17 protein-coding genes are annotated in these 16,268 nt (G+C 74.0%); 8 read left to right on the forward strand and 9 right to left on the reverse strand.

The genetic code is table 11. The features are described 5' to 3' along the window. The first annotated feature begins 55 nt into the window (after positions 1 to 55). From ACYVJE_RS11815 to ACYVJE_RS11825, 3 genes are all read left to right on the forward strand, one after another. Complete coding sequence (locus ACYVJE_RS11815; RefSeq protein WP_459159099.1) at positions 56 to 454, forward strand: DUF2267 domain-containing protein; 399 nt, start codon at positions 56 to 58, stop codon at positions 452 to 454. Positions 455 to 610: 156 nt separating this feature from the next. Then, positions 611 to 1,366: an SDR family oxidoreductase gene (locus ACYVJE_RS11820; RefSeq protein ID WP_461144466.1), complete on the forward strand. Its 756-nt coding sequence runs from the start codon at positions 611 to 613 to the stop codon at positions 1,364 to 1,366. Between the two features lie 132 nt (positions 1,367 to 1,498). After that, positions 1,499 to 2,422, forward strand: coding sequence for a LysR family transcriptional regulator (locus tag ACYVJE_RS11825; protein WP_461144467.1), 924 nt, complete (start codon positions 1,499 to 1,501; stop codon positions 2,420 to 2,422). Positions 2,423 to 2,585: 163 nt separating this feature from the next. On the opposite strand, the gene ACYVJE_RS11830 is transcribed toward ACYVJE_RS11825, so the two are convergent. Both ACYVJE_RS11830 and ACYVJE_RS11835 read right to left on the reverse strand, forming a co-directional pair. After that, positions 2,586 to 3,422, reverse strand: a complete 837-nt coding sequence (locus tag ACYVJE_RS11830) for a sunset domain-containing protein (protein WP_461144468.1) — start codon at positions 3,420 to 3,422, stop codon at positions 2,586 to 2,588. Between the two features lie 181 nt (positions 3,423 to 3,603). Further along, positions 3,604 to 4,113, reverse strand: a complete 510-nt coding sequence (locus ACYVJE_RS11835) for a hypothetical protein (protein ID WP_459159103.1) — start codon at positions 4,111 to 4,113, stop codon at positions 3,604 to 3,606. A gap of 252 nt (positions 4,114 to 4,365) precedes the next feature. On the opposite strand from ACYVJE_RS11835, the gene ACYVJE_RS11840 reads away from it, so the two are divergent. Then, on the forward strand, positions 4,366 to 4,797 hold the full coding sequence (locus ACYVJE_RS11840) for an FHA domain-containing protein (RefSeq protein ID WP_461144469.1): 432 nt from the start codon (positions 4,366 to 4,368) through the stop codon (positions 4,795 to 4,797). 9 nt (positions 4,798 to 4,806) lie between these two features. On the opposite strand, the gene ACYVJE_RS11845 is transcribed toward ACYVJE_RS11840, so the two are convergent. Next, a complete protein-coding gene (locus ACYVJE_RS11845; RefSeq protein ID WP_461144470.1) occupies positions 4,807 to 5,568 on the reverse strand; it encodes a thioesterase family protein in 762 nt (253 codons plus the stop codon). Positions 5,569 to 5,687: 119 nt separating this feature from the next. Further along, complete coding sequence (locus ACYVJE_RS11850) at positions 5,688 to 6,413, reverse strand: hypothetical protein (RefSeq protein ID WP_461144471.1); 726 nt, start codon at positions 6,411 to 6,413, stop codon at positions 5,688 to 5,690. Between the two features lie 235 nt (positions 6,414 to 6,648). Between ACYVJE_RS11850 and ACYVJE_RS11855 the strand changes: the two genes are divergently transcribed. Further along, the gene (locus tag ACYVJE_RS11855; protein WP_461144472.1) at positions 6,649 to 7,479 is read left to right on the forward strand and encodes an alpha/beta fold hydrolase; all 831 of its coding nucleotides are present in this window, start codon (positions 6,649 to 6,651) and stop codon (positions 7,477 to 7,479) included. Between the two features lie 108 nt (positions 7,480 to 7,587). Here the strand turns inward: ACYVJE_RS11855 and ACYVJE_RS11860 are convergent, their stop codons facing one another. Both ACYVJE_RS11860 and ACYVJE_RS11865 read right to left on the reverse strand, forming a co-directional pair. After that, positions 7,588 to 9,225, reverse strand: coding sequence for an ABC transporter permease (locus ACYVJE_RS11860; RefSeq protein ID WP_461144473.1), 1,638 nt, complete (start codon positions 9,223 to 9,225; stop codon positions 7,588 to 7,590). 11 nt (positions 9,226 to 9,236) lie between these two features. Next, a complete protein-coding gene (locus ACYVJE_RS11865; protein ID WP_459159109.1) occupies positions 9,237 to 10,172 on the reverse strand; it encodes an ABC transporter ATP-binding protein in 936 nt (311 codons plus the stop codon). An 80-nt stretch (positions 10,173 to 10,252) separates the two neighbouring features. On the opposite strand from ACYVJE_RS11865, the gene ACYVJE_RS11870 reads away from it, so the two are divergent. Next, on the forward strand, positions 10,253 to 10,792 hold the full coding sequence (locus tag ACYVJE_RS11870) for a GbsR/MarR family transcriptional regulator (RefSeq protein ID WP_461144474.1): 540 nt from the start codon (positions 10,253 to 10,255) through the stop codon (positions 10,790 to 10,792). 95 nt (positions 10,793 to 10,887) lie between these two features. Continuing rightward, complete coding sequence (locus ACYVJE_RS11875; RefSeq protein ID WP_461144475.1) at positions 10,888 to 11,709, forward strand: DUF4389 domain-containing protein; 822 nt, start codon at positions 10,888 to 10,890, stop codon at positions 11,707 to 11,709. A 30-nt stretch (positions 11,710 to 11,739) separates the two neighbouring features. Here the strand turns inward: ACYVJE_RS11875 and ACYVJE_RS11880 are convergent, their stop codons facing one another. The 3 genes from ACYVJE_RS11880 to ACYVJE_RS11890 all read right to left on the reverse strand — a co-directional run bounded on the left by ACYVJE_RS11880 (position 11,740) and on the right by ACYVJE_RS11890 (position 14,913). Next, positions 11,740 to 12,519 carry a DeoR/GlpR family DNA-binding transcription regulator gene (locus ACYVJE_RS11880; protein ID WP_459159112.1) on the reverse strand — a complete coding sequence of 260 codons (780 nt, stop codon included), beginning with the start codon at positions 12,517 to 12,519 and terminating at the stop codon, positions 11,740 to 11,742. A 103-nt stretch (positions 12,520 to 12,622) separates the two neighbouring features. After that, positions 12,623 to 13,615: a 4-hydroxythreonine-4-phosphate dehydrogenase PdxA gene (gene pdxA, locus ACYVJE_RS11885; RefSeq protein ID WP_459159113.1), complete on the reverse strand. Its 993-nt coding sequence runs from the start codon at positions 13,613 to 13,615 to the stop codon at positions 12,623 to 12,625. A gap of 2 nt (positions 13,616 to 13,617) precedes the next feature. Further along, entirely contained in the window at positions 13,618 to 14,913 is a 1,296-nt protein-coding gene (locus ACYVJE_RS11890) for a four-carbon acid sugar kinase family protein (protein WP_461144476.1), read from the reverse strand. A 330-nt stretch (positions 14,914 to 15,243) separates the two neighbouring features. Here ACYVJE_RS11890 and ACYVJE_RS11895 point away from each other — a divergent pair, with 330 nt between their 5' ends. Beyond that, positions 15,244 to 16,209, forward strand: coding sequence for an aldo/keto reductase (locus ACYVJE_RS11895; protein ID WP_461144477.1), 966 nt, complete (start codon positions 15,244 to 15,246; stop codon positions 16,207 to 16,209). The last annotated feature ends 59 nt before the right edge of the window (positions 16,210 to 16,268 follow it).

Consider the following 16,268-nt stretch of genomic DNA (forward strand, 5'->3'; position numbering starts at 1 on the left):
ACTCGGCCGGTGCGCCGAGCGGGAACGTGTTCCGTCGCGGTCAACGGAGGCCGGTATGACTCTGCCGAACGAGCACAGCGAGGACATGCAGCGCTTCCTGCAGCAGGTGCGCGAGGAAGCGGGCCTGTCCTCGGCGCAGGAGGCCGAGCGCCTCGCGCGGGCGACGATCTCCGCGCTGTCCGAAGCGGTGACTTCGGGGCAGGTGAACGAGCTGGGGGCCGGGTTGCCGGAGGAGCTCCACTTCGAGCTGGGCGCCAGCACCGCGCAGGCCGAGCGGTTCGACATCACGGGTTTCCTCGACCGGATCAGCGGTGAGATCGCCACTGTGGACGGTGACGAGGTCCGGCGGGAAGTGCGCAGCGCGCTGCAGGTGGTGCGCGACTGGGCGCCGGAGGGCGAGATCGACGACACGATCGCGCAGCTGCCGGAGAGCCTCGCGGAGCTGTTCCGGTGAGCCCTGCGCCCGGTCCCGGGAGTCGTGCGCGGCCTCGCGGTATCGGGTGCTCTTGTCGGGGCACAGGAAAGCCGCGTTTCCCGCGTTCCCGCGCTCGCCCCTAGCGTCGGTGGCACGGTCCGGAGAACCGGGCCGGGACGACGAGAGGGGTTGCACATGGCGGACACAACGGTGCGGGACGCGGTCGTCGTGATCGGCGGCGGCGCGAAGAACCTCGGCGGGCTGCTGGCGACGCGGTTCGGCTCCTCCGGTGCGAAGGTCGTGGTGCACTACCACGGCGATGCCTCGGCCGCCGATGCCGGGAAGACCGTCGAAGCGGTCGAGAACGCCGGCGGTCAGGCCGTGTCGGTGCAGGGCGACCTCACGCGCGTGGCGGACGTGCGCCGTCTTTTCGACGCTGCGGTGGACACCTTCGGCGGTGTCGACATCGCGGTGAACACCACGGGCATGGTGCTGCGCAAACCGATCGCGGAGACCACTGAGGACGAGTTCGACGCGATGTTCGCGATCAACGCCAAGGCGGCGTACTTCTTCATCCAGGAAGCCGGGCGGCGGCTCAACGACAACGGCAAGATCATCAGCATGGGCACGTCGCTGCTCGCCGCGTTCACCGACGGGTACTCGACCTACGCCGGCGGCAAGGCTCCGCTGGAGCACTTCACCCGCGCCGCGGCCAAGGAGTTCGCCGACCGCGGCATCTCGGTGAACACGGTGGCGCCCGGCCCGATGGACACCCCGTTCTTCTACCCGCAGGAAACGCCGGAGCGGGTGGAGTTCCACAAGTCGCAGGCCCTGGGCGACCAGCTCACGCAGATCGAGGACATCGCCCCGGTCATCGAGTTCCTGGCCACCGACGGCTGGTGGTTCACCGGGCAGACGCTGTTCCCGAACGGCGGCTACACCACCCGGTGACCGCGCGGTGCGGGGCGCGGGCGCCGCTCGCGGCGCCCCGCTTCCGCCGGTCGCCGCGCTGGCGCACGCGCCCTCCGGGGCGGGGCGGACCGTTAGACTGGAGGCGCGATCAGCAGGCGAGTGGTGCGTCGAATGGCAGTGGACCTGCACAAGCTGGAACATCTCATCGCGGTGGCCGAGGAGGGCGGGTTCACCCGCGCGGCCAAGCGGTTGCACCTGTCGCAGCAGGCGCTGTCCACCTCGATCCGCGCGCTGGAGCGCGAGGTCGGCGTGGATCTGCTGGACCGCAGCGGTAACGCGGTCACCGTGCTCCCGGCCGGCCAGGCGCTGATCGCCGACGCGCGCGTGCTGCGGGGAGTGGCGGGTGCTGCGGTCCAACGCGCCCGGCGCATCGGCCGAGGGGAGAGCGAAAGCCTCCGCATCGGGCACACCCCGGCGGTCACCGGGGACGAGATCACCGCCCTGCTCGCGTCCATCCGCAGCGGACCTGCAACGTGCACCACCCAGGTCAACCAGCGCTACCCCGGGGAGTTGACCGAGCAGCTGCTCGCCGGGGAGCTCGACCTCGGGCTGTGCCGCGCGATCTCCCCGCCGCGCGGTCTGCGCCGCAGCACCGTGGCGCACCACCGGCTGCGGGTGGCCGTGGCAGCGGACCACCGGTTGGCCGGGCGCAGCGCCGTGGGGATCGACGAGCTCGCCGAGGAGACCATCGTGGTGTGGGGACAGCCGGGGCGCTCGGGCTACACGGAGCTGCTCGCCGAGCACTGCCGCCGCGCCGGTTTCGAACCGCGGCTGCAACGCAACCCGGTCCAGGGGACACCGCCGGTCACAGCGGTGCTCGGAACGCGGTGCGCCGCCTTCGTCACGGCCGCGCCCGGACCCGCGGCGCAGGGGGAGGTCCGCGTGCTCGAGGTGGAGCCGCCCGCGTTCGTCCCGCTGCACGCGCTCTGGTCGCAGCACACCTCTTCGGAAGCGCGGGACGCGTTCCTCGCGGCGGAGCCCGACCTCCCGCAGCGCGCCGATGCCGCGGAGGGGGGCGTGCGCCCGGGCGAGTGAGCCGTCTCGGAGGGATCGGAGGGAAGCGCCGCGCCCGGAGGTCGGGCGCGGCTGCCGTTCGGTGGCAGCGGCACGGGAACGACCCGTGCCGCCGCCCGGGAGCGGTGCGGTTGCGGGCTGCCGGTGCTCGGGCAGCGCTCGCAACCGGTGTCCGGTCACCGGGTCAGTTGTTGTTCTGCAGCCGCCTGTTCCAGGGCGAGAACCCGGCCTGCTCGGCCTCGGCGGCGCTCCGGAACCACACGGTGGCCTTGGTGCGCTCGTAGTACGGCGACTGCATGGTGTGGTAGCGCTTGGAGCGGACATTGCCCTTGATCCGGTGCTCCTTGTCCGGGGACCGCCCGTCGGGTTTGGCCCACACCGCCCCGGGGAAGGGGGGCTGGTCGTCCTCGTCCGGTTCGGCCTGCGGTGCGGGGGGGTGCGGCGGGGCGGACTCCCGGGGGAGCGTGCGCTGCCCGCCGGAGTCGGGCTCGCGGGGAGCGGGAGGCGCGGTGCGCGGCCACTCGCCGGTGCCCGCCACCCGGCCGTCGTCCTCGCCGGGGTCCTCGCGTCCGCGCTCGTGCGCCCCGGTGCGGGCGGCGGCGGTCTCGGCCGGGTCCGGAACGCGCGGGTGCGCGGCGGGCACCAGCGTGATCTCCGGGACGTGGTCGCTCGTGCGCAGCAGCGTGACCGCGTCCTCGCCGCCGCGCCGGCGCGGCGGGGCCACCGGTGCGGAGGTGTTCCCGTCCGATGCCCTCGCCGGCAGGGCGCGGGGGCGCACCGCCGGCGGCGCGGGCGCCACCCGTGCTGCGGGGCCGGAGACCGGCAACCGCCGCATCGGGCGGCCGAGGAGGACGTCGGCGGCGAACGTGCCGGCGGTGAAACACGCAGCCAGCACTGTGAACAGCGGGAGTCCGCCGCCGGTGAGCGCAGTGCACACCACCGGTATTCCGACGGCGGTGATCGTCCACAGGAGCCACTGCCGCCTGCCGGCGGAGGGCGCCCGGTGCTTCGGCTTGGACACGAAACCACCCCGAGTCGTCCGCGAGATCGTTGATCGGTTGCAGGCGCTTCACATCACGAACGGAGGCGCTCAGCCACTCGAAGTTCCCCGGACAGGTGAGTTCCGGCGTAAAGATTCATCCGCGAGGGTGATTTGTCGGGCTCGCTGGGGCAGCCGGTGAACCGACCGCCGAGGAGCGCGCTCACGAGGTCGGCAGCACCCGCGGTGAGCGGGGTGCGGCGTGCAGGCACTCCTCGCACGTGGGCCAGCCGCGCGGCACCGAGTCCGGGGCCAGCGGACCCCACCCCAGGTGCCCGCACAGCGCCTGCACCACGCGGTAGCCGTCGAGCTGGCCCTCGGGCGCGTCCGGAGCGACGAAGTGGATCGTGTGCTCCCCCCATAACGCGGTGGCGTAGCGGCCGGTCGGGGAGATGCGCGCGCGGGCCGGGTAGGTGGTCAGCTTGGAGCGCGTCGAGGTGCCCACGGCGGCGTCCGCGCCGTCCTCCCCGAGCGCGGCGAGCATGCAGGTCGAGCACGGGGCGCCGACGAACCGCGGCACCACTTCCGCGTCGTGCGGCGCGATCTCGTCCCCGCAGGCGGCGCGCCAGAGCGGCACCGCCGGGCCGTCCTGCTCCGGCACCCGGTAGGCGTGCACGGCGGGAGGACGCCCACCGTTCGTGGGCCGCCTGCGGCGGGCGAGCACGACGCGCATCGAACGACCTCCGGGAGCGGTCCCACCAACGGAGTAACACGGGGTGTGTCGGGGTGACAGTAACCGGAGTGGTCGCACCACCTGCGACCCGGGCTCGTCCCGGGGGCCAGCCGTGCGAACTGCGCAGCGCAGCCCCGCAGCGGCCCCGGGATCGGCCGGTGGCGCGCGAGTTCCTGGACAGACCACCGAACGCCGGGTTTCCTGGAGAAGTAACCGGCGATTTCGGACTTCACGTTCCCCTCGGAGTGCACCATGCCTGGATTTCCGTTTCCCGCGGACGCGCAGCACGCGCACCCGCACGCCGAAACGCCCGGCGGGGACGCACGCGGCGTCGAAGTCCCCGACGCGGCGACCTCCCTGCCCGAGCAGCGCACGGCGGGGGCGCACACCCCGGCGCGGCTGGTGATCACGCGGGGCCCCGAGGCGGGCAGAGCCCTCGACCTGGCCGGCGAGCGCGTCCTGCTCGGCCGCCACCACGACTGCGACCTCGTGCTCGAGGACACGACCGTGTCGGACCGGCACGCCGAGATCCGCCGCGAGGCGGACGGGCGGTACCGGATCCTCGACGCGGGATCGCTCAACGGCGTGTTCCTCAACCGCAGACCGGTCACCAGCGCGGAACTGCACGACCGCGACGAGCTCTGGATCGGCAAGGTCCGGTTCACCTTCGAGGAGCCGCGATGACCGGGGCGGTCACCGCGGCCGCACCAGCAGCGCCTGCGCGCTGTTGCCGACCTGGCCGCGCTCGTCGTGCAGCACCGACATCGCCGTGCCGGCGCCGTCCGGTCCGACCACGGTGTCCGCGTCCAGCCCGATCCACTCCCCGGCGGGTGGGCGCTGGACGTGCACGGTGAGCTCGGTGTTGATGAACAGCCAGCTGCGCATGTCGAGCCTGCTGGACACCCCGCTGGCGGAGTCCGCGGCCGCCATCAGCCGCTGCAGCGGTGTGGGGTCCTCGCCGGCGACGAGCGGGATCCGCTGCCGCATCCACACCTGCGCCGGTCCCGGTTGCTCGAACCCGCCGGAGAGGTGGGCCCACTCCATCGCCCCCAGGTACCCGGTGAGCGGCTCCTGCGCGCGCGGGCGCGCCCCGGCCGGCAGCGGTGCGGCCGCGCCCGCGCTCTGCGCGCTCGTGTCCGTGCGCGCGAACCGCCACGCGCTCGCCCGCGCCACCGGGCGCTCGGCGGTGCTCAGCGTGGCGGTGAGCAGCTGAACCGACCGGCCGGGGCGGGAGACCTCGGCCGCGACCCGCAGGTCCGCGATCGGCACCGGGCCGAGGATCTCCACGGTGATGCGCCCCAGCAGGGCGCCGTCCTGCGGCTCGCAGCCCTCCAGCGCGCGGGTGAGCAGGGCAGCGGGAGGACCGAAGTGCTGCGCCTCCGGGGACCACGGGCCGGCGGTGTGCTCGGTGGAGCGCACGTGCTCCCCACCGAGGTGTTCGTAGAACGCCTCCACCTCGGAACTTCCTCTCGCAGCGCGGATCGTGCCGCCGCGCGGCGGGGACCGCGCAGCGGCACGACCCTAGTGCTCCGAGGCGGTTCGGCGAAGAGCGCGCAGCCCCGTGGGCGCTACGACTAGACGACGACGGTGAGCGCGAACGCGAGGAGCACGACCGACACCCCACCGCCGAGCGAGGCACCCGGCGAGGGCGGGGCGTGCAGCTTCGCACCGGCACGTCCGAGCGCCATGAAGACGCTGGCCGCGGCGATCACCAGCAGCCCGGAGAACCGCCCGAGCGGGATGAACAGCGCGGCCGCGTCGGTGAGCAGGGACAGCAGTGAGAGCAGCGACAGCGCCGCGGAGACCAGCCCCGCTGTCGTCAGCCAGCCGGGCAGGGCCCGTCCCCGACGCGCGGCCGCTGAGACCGCGCCCACCAGGAGGCCGAGCCAGACCGAGTGCGCGGCGCCGCCGGTGAAGAAGTTCACCTGGCGCAGCGCGCCGACCAGCGCAGGGCTGTCCGTGATCTGCTCGACGGCCAGAGTGGTGCCGACCAGCGCGGACACGGCCAGGAAGGCGGAGGCGAGCGCGCCGCCCACGACGGCTGCCGCGAACAGCCCCGCGGACTCCGGGTCGGCCCGGCGGGCCAGGTTCGCGTAGGGCCCGGTGAACGCGGCGAGCAGCACCGCGGCGAGCGCCTGCAGGAACCCCCGCAACCGCGCCGCGTCAGCGTGTTCGAGGAAGTGGCGCTGCACTTCGAGCGGATCCGTGTCCGGCAGGTTCTCCGGTGCCGAGGCCGGGACGAGGAAACCGGCGAACACGAGGCCGCCGATGAAGACCGCCGCGCAGAGCAGGCCTGTCAAGGCCGCGGGATTGCGGGGCGCTAGCCTGGTGTCTGGAGGATCCATGCCGTCGATGCTCGTGGCGCGGACTGGCGGCCGTCATCCGCTGCCGCGCGGATCCGCTGCTACGCGCGTTCTCGTAGGCCGCGGGTCCGGTGTGCGCGCCGCGACGTAGACCCCTTCCTGCGGGGAGGCGGTTCGTTCGACGGCCGGGTCCCGACCGCCGCAGGGGCGCTCGCGGAGCACGGGGTTCGCCATGGCCGACTGGTCGTTGTCGCGCACGTTCGACTCGCCGCAGGGCGTGGTTCGCTGGGATGCCTTCGGCGCTGGGCCGCCGGTCGTTCTGCTGCACGGCACGCCGAACTGGTCGTTCCTCTGGCGCGGGGTGGTCGAGCAGCTGTCCGCGCGGCACCGCGTCTACGTGTTCGACTGGCCCGGGTTCGGCCGGTCGGCCCGGTTCGCGGGCCAGAACATCTCGTGGGACGAGCAAGCCCGCCGGCTGCCCGAGCTCTTCGCGCACTGGGAGCTTGCCGCACCCACCGTCGTGGCCTTCGACTTCGCCCCGATCTTCGCCCTGCGCGCCCACTTCTTCGAGGGACTCGATGCGGGGGCCTTCGTCTTCGCCGACGCGGCCGTCATCCCGCCCTTCGTCTCGGACTTCTCCCGCGTCGCGCGGGAGGACATCGGCACCATGCGTCGCCTGCCGGCGCACATCGCCGAGGGCATGATCGCCGCGCACCTCGCGCGGACGACGCACCGGCCGATGCCACCGGAGGTGTTCGAGGAGTACATGTCGCCCTGGCGCGGTGAAGACGGCGTGGCCGCGTACTGGCGCGCTGTCGCCCGCTACGACGAGGACCTGGCGGCACCGCTCGTGTCCCGCCTCGGCCAGCTCACCGTGCCGACACGGCTGCTGTGGGGCGAGTCCGACGCCTGGATCCCGCCGGAGAAGGCCCGCGAGCTCGCTGCCGCGCTCGGCGGGGCGGAACTCAGGTTCATCCCGGAAGCCGGGCACTTCTCCCCGGAGGACAACCCCCGCGCCTTCGCCGCGGAGATCCTCGAGTTCGAACGTGAGCTGGGGCGCTGACCGGGTATGCGGCGGTGCTGACCGGGGGTGCGGCCGGGCGAGCGCGCGTGCTCCGCCGGTTCGGGGCGTGCGCGGTGCCCGGAACGCTGCGCGGCCGCCCCGAGCCCCTCAAGCAGCCAGGTCGCGCCGGCGGAACGCGAGCAGTCCCAGCGCGCCCAGTGCGGCGGCGAGTCCGGTCAGCGCGGTCAGCGGCGCGGCGGCGAGCTGCTCCGAGGGCACTTCCGGCACGTGCGCGAACGGGGAGAGGCCCCGCACCCAGTCGGGCAGCCCCAGCAGTTGGCCGAACATCGCGGCGAAGAACGCGTGGCCCAGCACGATCCAGACCGCGGCCACCGCCCGCGGGGCGAGTCCGAACAGGGCGAACGCCAGCCCGACGAGCACGGCCAGCGCAGGGAGGTACGCCAGCGGCGCGAGCACCAGACCACCCGCGTAGGTGAACTCACCGGTGTTCGCCGCGTGCGCGGCACCGGCCCCGAGACCGCCGGCCAGCAGCACGATCGCGGAGCCGAGCAGCGCCGTGCCCAGGTGGGCGGCCGTCCACCGCCACCGGGGAACCGCGGCGGCCAGCACCGGTTCGAGCAGGCCGCTCGCTTCTTCGCCGCGCGTGCGCAGGATCGTCTGCAGCGCGTAACCGCCCGCCAGGACCGCCAGGAACAGGAAGTAGAAGCCGAACACGCTGTCGGTCAGATCTCCCCCGCCGAACAGCTGCCGGTAGATCCGGATGTCGGTGAGCGCGCCGGCCTGACCCGCGATCATCCCGCCGGTGGCGCCGCCGGCGAGCAGACCCGCGCCCCAGCCGAGCAGGCTCGCGCGCTGCTGCCGGAAGGCCAGGCCGAACGGTGTCGTCAGCGCGGGGCTCGCCGCGCTGCGCCCGGGACGGGCGCGGCGCAGGCCGGCGCCGAGGTCGCGCCGCGCGGACAGGGCGTAGGCGAGCGCGGCCAGCAGCAGCGCCGCCGCGAGCAGCAGCACCAGCGGCCACCACCGCTCGTCCGCGTACGGCCGCATCCCCTGCGCCCAACCCAGCGGGGAGAACCACGACAGGGCGTTGCCGCGCGCGTCCCCGACCGCGCGGACGGCGAAGGCGAGCCCGAACACCGTCGCGGCCAGCGACACGGCCGCCCGCGCGTACTCGGTCACCTGGGCGGCCGCGGCGGCGACCCCGGCGAAGACCAACCCCAGCGCGGCCGCGCCGGCGCCGAAGGCGGCGGAACCCGGCCACGGGAAGCCGACCGCGCCCAGGCCCCCGGCGATCCCCGCGCCGAGGACGGCGTCGGTGGCGAACGCCAGCAGCGCGCTCGCGGTCAGCGGCGCGTGCCTGCCCACGGCGGCGGCGCGCAGCAGTTCGGCGCGCCCGTTCTCCTCCTCGGCACGGGTGTGCCGGACGAGCAGGAAGATGTTCAGCAGGGCCACCAGGATCAGCGTGGTCGCGCTCAGCTCGCTGGCGATCATCGGCCCCAGGTGCTCCAGCGTGGCCCGCTCCAGGCCGTAGCCGGGACCGGTCAGCGCGACACCGGCCGGGTTGCCCTGGATCAGCGCGATGCGCGTCGCGACCTCGGCGTCGGTGCGGAAGATGTCGCCGAAGCTTGCCGCGCTGCCGACGACGGTGCCGATCACGGCGACCAGCCACACCGGGATGCGGAGGCGGTCGCGCCGCAGCGCCAGGCGCAGCAGCGCGCCGGTCCCCGCCAGGGCGCGGGGACCGCGTGGCGCGGCGGCGCGCTCCGCGCTCGCGGTGTTCGTGCTCATCCCCGGGCCCATCACCGGTCGTCCTCCGCGGCTTCGTCGGGACGGGTGCCGTTGCGCTCGGCGAGCTCCTCGCCGTAGTGGCGCAGGAACAGCTGCTCCAGCGTGGGCGGTCGGCTCACGAGGCTGCGCACCCCGAAACCGGTGAGGTGCCGCATCGCGGCGTCGAGGTGCTCGCCGTCCACGTCGAACCGGGCGCGCGCGCCGTCCGCCTCGATCCCGTGCACGCCGTCGAGCCGCGCGAGCCCTTCGAGCGGTGTTCGCGTTTCGACCTCGACGGTGGTGCGGGTGAGGTGCCGCAGCTCGCCCAGCGTGCCCGCTTCGACGGTGCGCCCGGCGCGGACGATGCTGACCCGGTCGCACAGCGCTTCGACCTGCGCCAGGATGTGGCTGGACAGCAGCACCGTCCGCCCCTCGGCGGTCTGCTCGCGGATGCACTCCTGGAAGACCGCCTCCAGCAACGGGTCGAGCCCGGAGGTGGGTTCGTCGAGGACCAGCAGCTCGCACCGGGCGGCCAGCGCGGCGATGATCGCGACCTTCTGCCGGTTGCCCTTGGAGTAGGTCCGGGCCTTCTTCGTCGGGTCGAGGTCGAAGCGCTCGACGAGGCTGCTGCGGCGGCGCTCGTCGAGGCCCCCGCTGAGCCGCCCCAGCAGGTCGATGGCCTCCCCGCCGGTGAGGTTCGGCCAGAGCGTCACGTCCCCGGGGACGTAGGCCAGGCGCCGGTGCAGCGCCACCGCATCGCGCCAGGGATCGCCGCCGAGCAGGCGCACCCGGCCGCCGTCGGCGCCGAGCAGGCCGAGCAGGATGCGGATCGTCGTGGTCTTGCCCGCGCCGTTGGGGCCGAGGAACCCGTGGACCTCGCCCGGGCCGACCTGGAGGTCGAGCCCGTCCAGCGCCCGCGTGCGGCCGAAGTCCTTGACCAGGCCGGTGGCTTCGATCGCCTCGCTCATGGCATCCGAGCTTAATGGATATTATGAATTTGTGAAATAACATCATGATGTAGGTTCAGAGGAGCAGAAGGGAGGGCGCCGTGCCCGCAGGCCCGAGGAACGACCGGACCGGCGGAGACCGCGCGGGGGAGGAGCAGGCGGCGCTCCGCGACGTTGTGGAGCGAGTGGGGCTCGTGCTCGCCGAGAACGGCCTGCCGCGCATGACCGCGCGCGTGTTCGCCTACGTGCTCGTGGACGACGCGGACCGCTACACCGCCGGTGAACTCGCCGCCGGCCTGCAGGTCAGCCAGGCCGCGGTGTCCAACGCGGTGCGCCAGCTCGTGCACGCCGGGTTCCTGGACAAGGTGCGCGAGCCGGGCCAGCGCAGCGACCAGTACCGCATCGACGACGAGGACGTGTGGTCGGCCATCACGCGTCAGCGCATCCCGAGCCTGCAGCGCTGGGAGAAGGTGCTGGGCGAGGTCGTCGACCAGGTGCCGGACGGACCCGGCAGGCGGCGGGTGCAGGAGACCCTGGCCTACCTGTCGTTCCTGCAGGCGGAGCTCCCCGAACTCGTCGAGCGCTGGCAGCGCTACCGGCGGTGGTTCCACGAAGGGCTCGACACCGGCGGCTCCGCGTGAGCGCACCCGCACCGCCGGGCGTGCGCCCCGCGGTGCGGTTGCTGCGGTGCTACGTTCGAACCGGCGAGCCAGTACCGCGAGAGACCGGAGGCGGCATGAGCGAGCAGTCTGTCCCCGCTGGACAGCCTCCCGAACCGGAGCAGCCCAAACAGGGCATGTTTCGTCCGGAGGTGGACGTCCACCAACCGGAGCGGCAGCGGCGCTGGACCGTCCTGCTGCGACTGCTGCTGCTCCTGCCGCACTTCATCGTCGCGGGGGTGCTCGGCTTCGCCGCGTTCGTCGCGGTCGTCATCGGCTGGTTCGCCGCGCTGTTCCTGGGGCGGATGCCGCACTGGATCTCCGGGTTCCTCGAGCTGTTCGTCACCTACCAGGCCCGGATCAGCGCCTCCTCGATGCTGCTGGTGGACACCTACCCGCCGTTCGTCATCGACGAGCCCGACTACCCGGTGCGCTTCGACGTCCGCCCGGGTCGGCTGAACCGGTGGACCGTGTTCTTCCGCGCGATCCTCGCCATCCCCGCGGGCCTCCTGGCGTCCCTGCTCAACTACGGCTGGGCGGTGCTGGGGTTCTTCTTCTGGCTGATCGTGCTCGTCGCGGGGCGCACGCCGCGGCCGATCTTCGACGCCGGCGCGGCGGTGTTGCGGTTCCAGTTCCGGCTGCAGGCGTACACGTTCCTGCTGACCGGCACCTACCCGCGGCGGTTGTTCGGCGACGCACCGGCCGTGTCCGCCCCCGGGCCGCGGGCGCGGGGCACCCGCCCGCTCGTGCTCGGCAAGGGCGGCCGTGCGCTGGTCATCGTGTTCATCGTGCTGGGGGCGCTGGCGTGGATCGGCCAGAGCGCCACGCAGGCCGTCCACGGCCCGGACGAGCAGCACCCGGTCGAGTACGAGCACGTCCGGTACGCGCCGGGCGAGTGACTCCCCGCACGTCCACCGCGGACTGACCGGTCACCGCTCGGGCCGCTCGGCGAGGACCACGTCGACGCCGCGGTTGCGGAACGGCGCGGTCGCGGCGGGGTCGGCCTCCTCGTCGGTGACCAGGGTCCAGCGCTCCGGCAGCCGCGCCCACGCGTGGAACGGGCTGCGGCCGAGCTTCGCCGCGTGCACCAGCACGTAGACGTGCTCGGCCCGCTCGGCCATGAGCTCCTTCAACCGGGTCTGCTGCAGGTCGGCCTCGCAGATGCCGTGCTCGGCGGTCACGCCGTCGGCGCCGAGGAACGCGCGGTCGAAGGTCATCCGGTCCAGCGCCGCTTCCGCGAGCGGTCCGACGAACCCCTGGCTGAGGTGGCGCAGCGTGCCGCCGAGGCACTCGACGTGCACGCCCTCCTCGGAGGCCAGTTCCTGCAGCACCGTCATGCCGGTCGTCACCACGGTCAGGTCCGACCGGCCGCGCAGCGCCCGCGCCAGCGCGCCGGTGGTGGTGCCGGCGTCCAGCAGCACCGTCTCACCGGTGCGGACCTGCCCGGCCGCCCACGCCGCGATCGCGTGCTTGGCGGCGAAGGCCTCGCCGCTGCGCTGCCGCAGCGAGCTCTCCTGGTGCGGGGCGGGCGCGATCGCGCCGCCGTAGGTGCGGGCGAGCTTCCCCGCGGACTCCAACTGCGCGAGATCGCGGCGGATGGTCGAGGCGGTGACGCCGAACGTCGCCGACAACTCCTCCACACTGGCCAGCCCGGAAGTGTGGGCCAGCCGCACGACGGCATCGCGGCGTTCCTGCGCTCCGCGGGACATCCTCGGTCTCCTCGTGTGCGTTCCTCGGGGCGTGCAGCAGGATCGCGCAACCGCACCCCCGGCCCGAGGGCGGGGTGCGCGAGCGGTGCCCACCCGGAGGGGGTCAGGCCGCGGCGGAGAGCTCGGCGGCCTGGCGCAACGCCTCGACCATGCTGCGCACGTCGGCCTCTCCGGTTCCGGCGATGTCGAAGGCCGTGCCGTGGTCCACCGAGGTGCGGATCACCGGCAGGCCCACGGTGATGTTCACACCGGCGTCGATGCCCAGCACCTTCACCGGCCCGTGCCCCTGGTCGTGGTACATCGCCGCGATCAGGTCGTACTCGCCGCGGGAGGCGAGGAAGAACGCGGTGTCCGCCGGCAGCGGACCGCGCGCGTCGACGCCGTCGGCGCGCAGCCGCTCGAGCGCCGGAACGATCTTGGCGTCCTCCTCGCCGCGGCCGAACAGGCCGTCTTCCCCGGCGTGCGGGTTGATCCCGCACACCCCGATGCGGGGCCGGTCGACGCCGGAGCCGCGGAGGGCCCGGTGGCCGCGGCGGACCGTCCGCTCGACCAGGCCCGGTTCGATCCGCTCGACCGCGTCGAGCAGCCCGACGTGCGTGGTCACGTGCACGACCTTGACCGAAGGCGTGGACAGCATCATCGACACCTCCTCGGTGCCGGTCAGCTGCGCCAGCAGTTCGGTGTGTCCGGGGAACCGGTGCCCCGCGGCGTGCAGGGCCGCCTTGTTCAGCGGCGCGGTGCAGATGCCCTGCACCTCGTGCTCGAGCGCCAGCCCCGCGGCGACGCGGACGTACTGGTAGGCGGCCTCGCCGGCGTCGGCGGAGACCTCGCCCCACGGCAGGTCCTCGGGCAGCAGGGCGAGGTCGAGCACGTTGATCCGGCCGGGGGCGAACACCGCCTCGGCGATCGAGTCGACGGCGACCACCTCCGCCTCGCGGCCGGTGGTCCGCGCAGCGGCGCGCAGCCGCCGGGCGTCGCCGATGACGACGGGGCGGCACTGCGCGGCCGTCGCGGGCTCGAGCAGCGCGCCGACGGTGACCTCCGGGCCGACGCCCGCGCCGTCGCCCATGGTGACGGCGATGAGGGGAGCGGTCATGTTCAGCCTTTCATCGCGGGACGCAGTGCAGCGGCGATGCGCGCGAGGCTGTCCGCACCGCCGAAACCGCCGGGGCGGGTCACCACGGACGTGCCCGCTGTCGTGCGGCTGTGCACAGCACCGTGGTGGACCTCCCCGACGGGGGTGAGCGCGGTGACGCCGAGCGCGTCGAGCACCCTCCGCGCGGTCTCGCCACCGGTGAGCACCAGGTCCACCGGGATCTCGGCGGCGCGCACCGCGCGGCCCGCAGCGGCGGCGAGCCGCCGCACGATCTCGCGGGAGCGCGCCGGGTCGGGGCCGCTGGAGGAGCGCAGCACGAGCGCGACCGGGCGGTGCCGCAGGGCCCGCGCGATCTGCTCGGCGGGCTCGGATCCGGCGAGCAGATCGGAGACCTCCAGCGGGAACCGCTGCACGCGCGCGTCGAGCCGGCGGATCTGCTCGGAGGCCCCCGCGTGCGCCGTGCCGATGACGAACAGCAGGGCGTGCGCGGGGTTCGGCGTGCTGCGCGGGCGGGTTCGCGCTGGGGGGAGGTGGCGCCCGACGGCCGCGGCCAGCCCCCCGGACCCGACGAGCCGCACCCCGGGCACGTCGAGCGCCGCAGCTGCCGCGGCGTCCACATCGGATTCGGTTTCGCCGTCGCAGACGGGGATCTCGCCGGACGCGGCGCACTCGCGCAGCACCTGCGGCAACCTCGCGGAGCGGACCGTCGAGAGCGGGACGGTCCGGCAGCGCTCCGGTGCGGCCGCCGCGGCCACGGAGGTGGGTGGTGCGGTGTCCTCGGCCTCCCAGGCCTCCGAGCGGTGCAGCGGCACGCCGCCCACGTGCAGCACCCCGGCGCGCACGGTGCGTCCACCGCCCGGCAGCGCGGGTGCGAGCACGACGGGAGCGTCGAGCGCGGCCAGCACGGCGGCCACGTTGCCCCGCAACAGCGAGTCGATCTTGACGAACGCCCGCCGCTGCGGGTGCGTTCCGAGTTCGGCGCGCACCGCGCGCTCTGCAGCGGCGGCCGAGGCGTAGCGGCAGTCCACATCGGTCACGAACAGCGGCGGAGGCGGGTGCGCGCTCCGCGCAACACCCGGGTCGGTGCGACGGGGGGCGGTGCTGCTGGTGCCGGACAGCTCGATGCGCGCCCCGCTGAATCCGGGCAGCAGGGCGGCGGCGGTCTCGGCGGCTCCCGAGAGGTCGTCGGCGACCACGTGGAAACCGGGGTGGTCCTCCGGTGTCGCGCGGGACGCGGCGGGTCCGGTTCCCGCGGAGCGGGCAGGCGCGGGCGTGCGGCTGCGGGATCCGTCGTCCATGCCGCCCCCTTCGGCTCCGCTGCTCTTCCCGGTCGGACGCCGCCCGTCGGCGGCGCAGCTCGGTGCACCTGACGATCAATGCGCGAATCACGCTACTGTAGTTGCGCACAACGCGCAATTCGTGGCAGGCTCACAGCTCGTGACGGGGTGCTGCGCACAACACCGGTTGCGTTCCGGCCCGCTGCGCCGCAGGTCCCCGAGTCCGACCGCGCGGGTGCTCCCGCAGCACGGCGCCACCCGCGCGAGCGCCGCGTGGCGCACCGGTCGGGCGGGGCCCGGCGACGCGCGGGAACCGCACCGCAGCCGAGATCGCACGCGAAGGAGCGCCGCATGATCCCCGGAACCGGACAACCGCTGTCCCGCCTCGTGCTCGGCACGATGACCTTCGGCGACACGGTCGACGCGGCCGGTGCGGCCCGCATGCTCGACACGGCCCTGGAAGCCGGCATCACCGGTGTGGACACCGCCAACGCCTACGCGGGAGGGCGGACCGAGGAGATCCTGCGGGAACTGCTGCCGAACCGGCGCGACCACGTCGTGCTGGCGACGAAGGCGGGCATGCCGCACCCGGACGCCGGGGAGCGCTCCCCGCTGTCGGCGACCGGGCTGCGAGCCGCCCTCGACGGCAGCCTGCGGCGCCTCGGCGTCGACCACGTCGACCTGCTCTACCTGCACCAACCCGACCGCGCGGCCCCCTTGGACGAAACGCTGAGCGCCGTCGCCGAACTCGTCGACGAGGGCAAGATCGGTGCGCTCGGCACGTCCAACTTCGCCGCCTGGCAGATCGCGGAGATCAACCACACCGCCGACGAGGTCGGGGCACCGCGGCCCGTCGTGGCCCAGCAGCTGTACAACCTGCTGGCGCGTCGCATCGAATCCGAGTACACCGAGTTCGCCCAGACCACCGGACTGCTCACCATGGTCTACAACCCGCTCGGCGGTGGGCTGCTCACCGGGCGGCACCGCTTCGAGAACGACCCGGCGGGCGGCAGGTTCGGCGATTCGCGCCTGGCCGAGACGTACCGGAAGCGGTACTGGGACGCCGGGCTCTTCGGTGCCGTCGACGAGCTCACCGCGATCGCCCGGGACGCCGGTCTGGGGCTGACCGAGCTGTCCCTGCGGTGGTTGCTGAGCAAACCCGTCACCGGCGCGCTGCTGCTCGGCGGATCGAAGGTCGAGCACCTGCGGTCCAACATCGACGCCGCAGCTCGCGGGTCGCTGCCCCCTGACGTCGTCGAGGCCTGCGACGCGGTGGGAACACGTCTCGGCGGCCCGATGCCCGCGTACAACCGCTGACCCCGTCCGGCTCCGGGCCACCGCATCCACCGCGGACCGACGCGCAGCGCGGGGACGCG

The organism is Salinifilum aidingensis (genome assembly GCF_054782015.1).

Bases quoted from the DNA above. Each gene is read 5' to 3' on its own strand.
- ACYVJE_RS11815 (WP_459159099.1), top strand. From the start codon at position 56: ATGACTCTGCCGAACGAGCACAGCGAGGACATGCAGCGCTTCCTGCAG.
- ACYVJE_RS11820 (WP_461144466.1), top strand. From the start codon at position 611: ATGGCGGACACAACGGTGCGGGACGCGGTCGTCGTGATCGGCGGCGGC.
- ACYVJE_RS11825 (WP_461144467.1), top strand. From the start codon at position 1,499: ATGGCAGTGGACCTGCACAAGCTGGAACATCTCATCGCGGTGGCCGAG.
- ACYVJE_RS11835 (WP_459159103.1), bottom strand. From the start codon at position 4,113: ATGCGCGTCGTGCTCGCCCGCCGCAGGCGGCCCACGAACGGTGGGCGT.
- ACYVJE_RS11840 (WP_461144469.1), top strand. From the start codon at position 4,366: ATGCCTGGATTTCCGTTTCCCGCGGACGCGCAGCACGCGCACCCGCAC.
- ACYVJE_RS11855 (WP_461144472.1), top strand. From the start codon at position 6,649: ATGGCCGACTGGTCGTTGTCGCGCACGTTCGACTCGCCGCAGGGCGTG.
- ACYVJE_RS11860 (WP_461144473.1), bottom strand. From the start codon at position 9,225: ATGAGCACGAACACCGCGAGCGCGGAGCGCGCCGCCGCGCCACGCGGT.
- ACYVJE_RS11865 (WP_459159109.1), bottom strand. From the start codon at position 10,172: ATGAGCGAGGCGATCGAAGCCACCGGCCTGGTCAAGGACTTCGGCCGC.
- ACYVJE_RS11875 (WP_461144475.1), top strand. From the start codon at position 10,888: ATGAGCGAGCAGTCTGTCCCCGCTGGACAGCCTCCCGAACCGGAGCAG.
- ACYVJE_RS11880 (WP_459159112.1), bottom strand. From the start codon at position 12,519: ATGTCCCGCGGAGCGCAGGAACGCCGCGATGCCGTCGTGCGGCTGGCC.
- pdxA (WP_459159113.1), bottom strand. From the start codon at position 13,615: ATGACCGCTCCCCTCATCGCCGTCACCATGGGCGACGGCGCGGGCGTC.
- ACYVJE_RS11890 (WP_461144476.1), bottom strand. From the start codon at position 14,913: ATGGACGACGGATCCCGCAGCCGCACGCCCGCGCCTGCCCGCTCCGCG.
- ACYVJE_RS11895 (WP_461144477.1), top strand. From the start codon at position 15,244: ATGATCCCCGGAACCGGACAACCGCTGTCCCGCCTCGTGCTCGGCACG.